The organism is Kineococcus vitellinus, assembly GCF_009906315.1.
In the GTDB taxonomy this organism is placed as follows: Bacteria; Actinomycetota; Actinomycetes; order Actinomycetales; family Kineococcaceae; genus Kineococcus; species Kineococcus vitellinus.
In genome coordinates this window covers 1-3,780 of sequence record NZ_JAAALL010000368.1, presented here as the reverse complement: position 1 = coordinate 3,780, position 3,780 = coordinate 1, and the positions used below count along the sequence as shown (strand labels likewise).

The 3,780-nt window shown below is 79.8% G+C and carries 3 protein-coding genes; 2 read left to right on the top strand and 1 reads right to left on the bottom strand.

Features of this window, described 5'->3' with window-relative positions; all coding sequences use genetic code 11:
- The first annotated feature begins 55 nt into the window (after nt 1-55).
- The gene (locus GTQ99_RS20925) at nt 56-1,048 is read left to right on the top strand and encodes a DUF8094 domain-containing protein (protein WP_166617628.1); all 993 of its coding nucleotides are present in this window, start codon (nt 56-58) and stop codon (nt 1,046-1,048) included.
- A gap of 96 nt (nt 1,049-1,144) precedes the next feature.
- Nucleotides 1,145-2,110: a co-chaperone YbbN gene (locus tag GTQ99_RS20920; RefSeq protein WP_166617627.1), complete on the top strand. Its 966-nt coding sequence runs from the start codon at nt 1,145-1,147 to the stop codon at nt 2,108-2,110.
- Between the two features lie 10 nt (nt 2,111-2,120).
- Here GTQ99_RS20920 and GTQ99_RS20915 read toward each other — a convergent pair whose 3' ends face one another.
- Nucleotides 2,121-3,740 (bottom strand): ABC-F family ATP-binding cassette domain-containing protein, encoded by a 1,620-nt coding sequence (locus GTQ99_RS20915; protein ID WP_420814599.1) that lies wholly within the window; start codon nt 3,738-3,740, stop codon nt 2,121-2,123.
- Nucleotides 3,741-3,780 lie beyond the last annotated feature (40 nt).

The following is a 3,780-nucleotide window of genomic DNA, read 5'->3' as shown; positions in this document are numbered from 1 at the left end:
CCGCCGAGCAGCGCCAGGGCGAGGGCGCCGGGAGGTCCGCGTGAGGCGCCCCGCGGTGAGCGCCCTGTCCGCCGGCGCCCTCGCCCTGGCGCTGCTCGGCGGCTGCGCGCAGCTGCCCGCGACGAGCGCGCCCGCGCCCGGCGACCGGGCCCCGCTCGTCGTCGAGCCCGTGCAGGCCACCCGCGTCGTCGCCGCCGCGGGCGAGGTCCTGCGGGCCGGTGCCGACCCGGCCACCGCCGACCCGCAGGCGCTGGCCGCCCGGGTCAGCGGCCCGGAGCTGGACCTGCGCACCGCGGCGCGCACCGTCGCCGCCGCGGGCGCGACGCCGGCGGCCACCGGCGGTGCCGACGACTTCGAGGCCATCACCTCGGTGCTGCCGCGCAGCGGGGAGTGGCCGCGCTGGTTCGCCACCGTCAGCGCCGGCGGCGCCGACCGGCTGCCCTCGGTCGTCGTCTTCCGCTCCGGCTCGGCCCGCGAGCCCTTCACGGTGTGGGCGACGCCCTCGCTGCTGCCGGGGGTGAGCCTGCCGACCCTGGCCGCCCCCGCCGACGGCGTGGCGGCCGTCGGCGTCGACGAGGCCACGAACCTGCCGATGAGCCCGCGGGAGGCCGCCGACCGCTACGCCGACGTGCTGACCCGGGGCGCGGACAGCGAGTTCGCCGGGCGCTTCGCCCCCGACGGCTACCGCAGCGGCGTCGAGGCCTCGGTGGCCCGCGAGCGGGCCTCGATCGAGGCGGGCGGCGGGACGTTCGCCCAGGAGCGCACGGTGCTGGCGGACGGGGTGCTCGGCGTGCGCACCCGCGACGGCGGTGCCCTCGTCGTGGCCGGCTACCGCTGGAGCACGACCCTGGCCGGGCCGCCGGACGGGATCAGCGGGCGGCTGGACCCGGCGCTGGCCGCGCTGGCCGGCCGCGAGCAGGCGCTGGGCGCGACCGTGGTGCGCGAGGAGGTCGTCGTCCTGTCGGTGCCGCCGGGCGAGGCCGACGGCGGGAGCCGGGTGGCCGTGGTCGCCGCGCAGAGCGGGCTGGTCTCGGCGCAGGCCCGCTGACCGCGGCGTGCCTGCGCGAGCGGGTCGACCGGGCGCGCTGCGCCCCCGCGTGATCCGCGCGGCGGCGGCGCGGGCGTGCGTGAGAAGGTACCGGCCATGACTCAGCAGCCGACTCCTCCCGGCGCCAAGCTCAACCTGCGCGGAGCGGTGGACCTGGGCGCGCTCGCCGCTCGCAACTCCCGCCGCGAGGAGGTCGCCCGCCGGGCGGCCGCCGGCCCGGAGGCCGCGACCGCCCGCTCGCCGTTCGTCGTCGACGTGACCGAGGAGACCTTCACCGAGGTCGTCCAGCAGTCCGTGGAGTTCCCGGTCGTGCTGGACCTGTGGGCCGAGGGCTACGACGCGGGCGCCGAGGCCCTGCAGGCCCTGGCCGACGAGTACGCCGGCGCGTTCCTGCTCGGCCGCGTCGACGCGCAGGCCAACCCGCAGCTGGCGCAGTCGCTCGTGCAGTCGCTGCAGGCCCGGGCGATCCCCCTGGTGGCGGCGATCGTCAAGGGGCAGCCCATCCCGCTGTTCACCGGCTCCTACCCGAGCGCGGAGGAGATCCGCCCGGTGCTGGAGGAGGTGCTGCGGGTGGCCGAGGCCAACGGCGTCACCGGCCGCGTCGCGGGCCGGGCCGAGCAGGCGCCCGAGGTCCCCGACGAGCCGGCGCTGCCGCCGCTGCACGCCGAGGCGCTGGCCGCCGTGCAGGGCGGGGACCTCGACGCCGCCGCGGCCGCCTGGCAGCGCGCGCTCGCCCAGGACCCCCGCGACAGCGCGGCGACCGAGGGCCTGGCCCGCGTCGGGGTGCTGCGCCGCCTGCAGGGCGTGGAGGCCACCGCCGCCCGCGCGGCGGCCGCCGACGCGCCCGACGACGTCGCCGCCCAGCTCGTGGTCGCCGACCTCGACCTCGCCGGCGGCCACGTCGAGGACGCGTTCGCGCGCCTGCTCGGCCTGGTCCAGCGCACCGCCGGCGAGGAGCGCGACAGCGCCCGCACCCACCTGCTGGAGCTGTTCAGCGTCGTGGGGGCCTCCGACCCGCGGGTGGTCAAGGCCCGTCAGGCCCTGGCGCGCGCCCTCTTCTGAGGCGGCGCCCTCAGGCCGCGCCGCCCAGCTCCAGCACCTCCCCGCGGAAGCGGCGGCGGAATCGGCGGTCGTGGCTGACGACGACCACGGCGCCGGGGAACCGGCCGATCGCGGCCTCCAGCTCCTCCACCAGCGCAGGGGCCAGGTGGTTCGTCGGCTCGTCCAGGAGCAGGACGTCGTGGCGCTCGGTCAGCAGCCGCGCCAGCTCCAGCCGGCGCAGCCCGCCGGTGGACAGCTTGCCGACGGCGGTGCCGATCCGCTCCGGCGCGAACAGGCCCGTGGCCAGCAGGCGGCGCGCGTCCTCCTCGGCGTCGCCGCGCCGGCCGGCCGCGAACGCCGCCAGCAGCGAGCGGCCGGGGTCGCCCGCCTCGGGGTCCTGGCGCAGCAGGCCGGTGCGCCCGCGCCGGTGCACCGTCCCGCTCGTGGGCTCCAGGGCGCCGGCGAGGACCTCCAGCAGCGTGGACTTGCCCGAGCCGTTGGGACCGGTGACCAGCAGCCGGCCGGTGCGGCCCAGGTCCACGTCCACGCCCGCCAGCCGGCCGCTCACCGCCACGCCGGCGGCGCGCAGGGCCCCGCGCGCCGACCCGGCGCCCGGCGGGAGGGCGAAGCGCAGCGGCGGCGGTGGCGGCGGCACCTCGGCCGCCTCCAGGCGGCGCAGCCGCTCGGCGTTGGCGCGCACCCGCGCGCTCACGGACTCCTGCACGCGCCCGCCCTTGAAGTCGTAGCCCACCTTGTCCCCGTCGCGGCGCTCGCGGGCGGGGGCGACGCGGCGGGCGACGTCGTCCCCGGTGGTGCGCAGCTGCTCCCGGCGCGCCTCCCACTCCGCGCGCGCGGCCTCCCAGCGCCGCCGGGCCGCGGCGCGGGTGGCCAGGTGGGCCTCGTACCCGCCGGGGTGGCGCTGCAGGCCGCCGTCGAGGGCGGGGTCGACCTCCAGCAGCTCGGCGGCGACCGCGTCGAGGAACTCCCGGTCGTGGGAGACGACGACGGTGGTCCCGGAGCGGGCGCGCAGGTGCTGCTCCAGCCAGCGGGCGGCGCCGTCGTCGAGGTGGTTGGTCGGCTCGTCCAGCAGCAGCACCTCCGGCGCGGAGGCGAGCAGGCTCGCCAGCCGCAGCCGCGAGCGCTGCCCGCCCGAGAGGGTGGCCAGCGCCCGCGAGCGCTCCAGGCCCGCCAGCCCCAGCCCGGCCAGCGCCCGCTCGACGCGGGCGTCGGCCTCGTAGCCGCCGCGCAGCTCGAAGGCGCTCTGCGCCTCGCCGTACGCGCTCAGCAGCGCGGGCAGGTCGGCGGGGCCGCCGCCGTGCGGGTCGAGGCCGGGCGCGCCCATCGCCGCCTCCAGCTCGCGCTGGCGCGCGGCCAGGCGGCGCAGGTCGGCGAGCGCGGCGTCCACGACGTCGCCGACGGTGCTGCCGGCCGGTGCACCGGCGTCCTGCGGCAGGTGCCCGCTCCCGCCGGCGGCGGTGACGAGGACGCGGCCGGCGTCGGGCGCCTCGACGCCGGCCAGCAGGCGCAGCAGGGTCGACTTGCCGCAGCCGTTCTCGCCGACGACCCCGGTGACCAGGCCGGGGGTGAAGGCGGTGCTGACGTCGTCGAGGACGACGACGTGGTCGTAGGCCTTGCGCACGCGCTGCAGCACCAGCGCGGTCGTGGTGCGGGGGGCGGGCGCGGTGCCGGGC

Excerpts from the sequence above, each read along its gene's own strand:
- GTQ99_RS20920 (WP_166617627.1), top strand. The coding sequence starts at position 1,145 with ATGACTCAGCAGCCGACTCCTCCCGGCGCCAAGCTCAACCTGCGCGGA.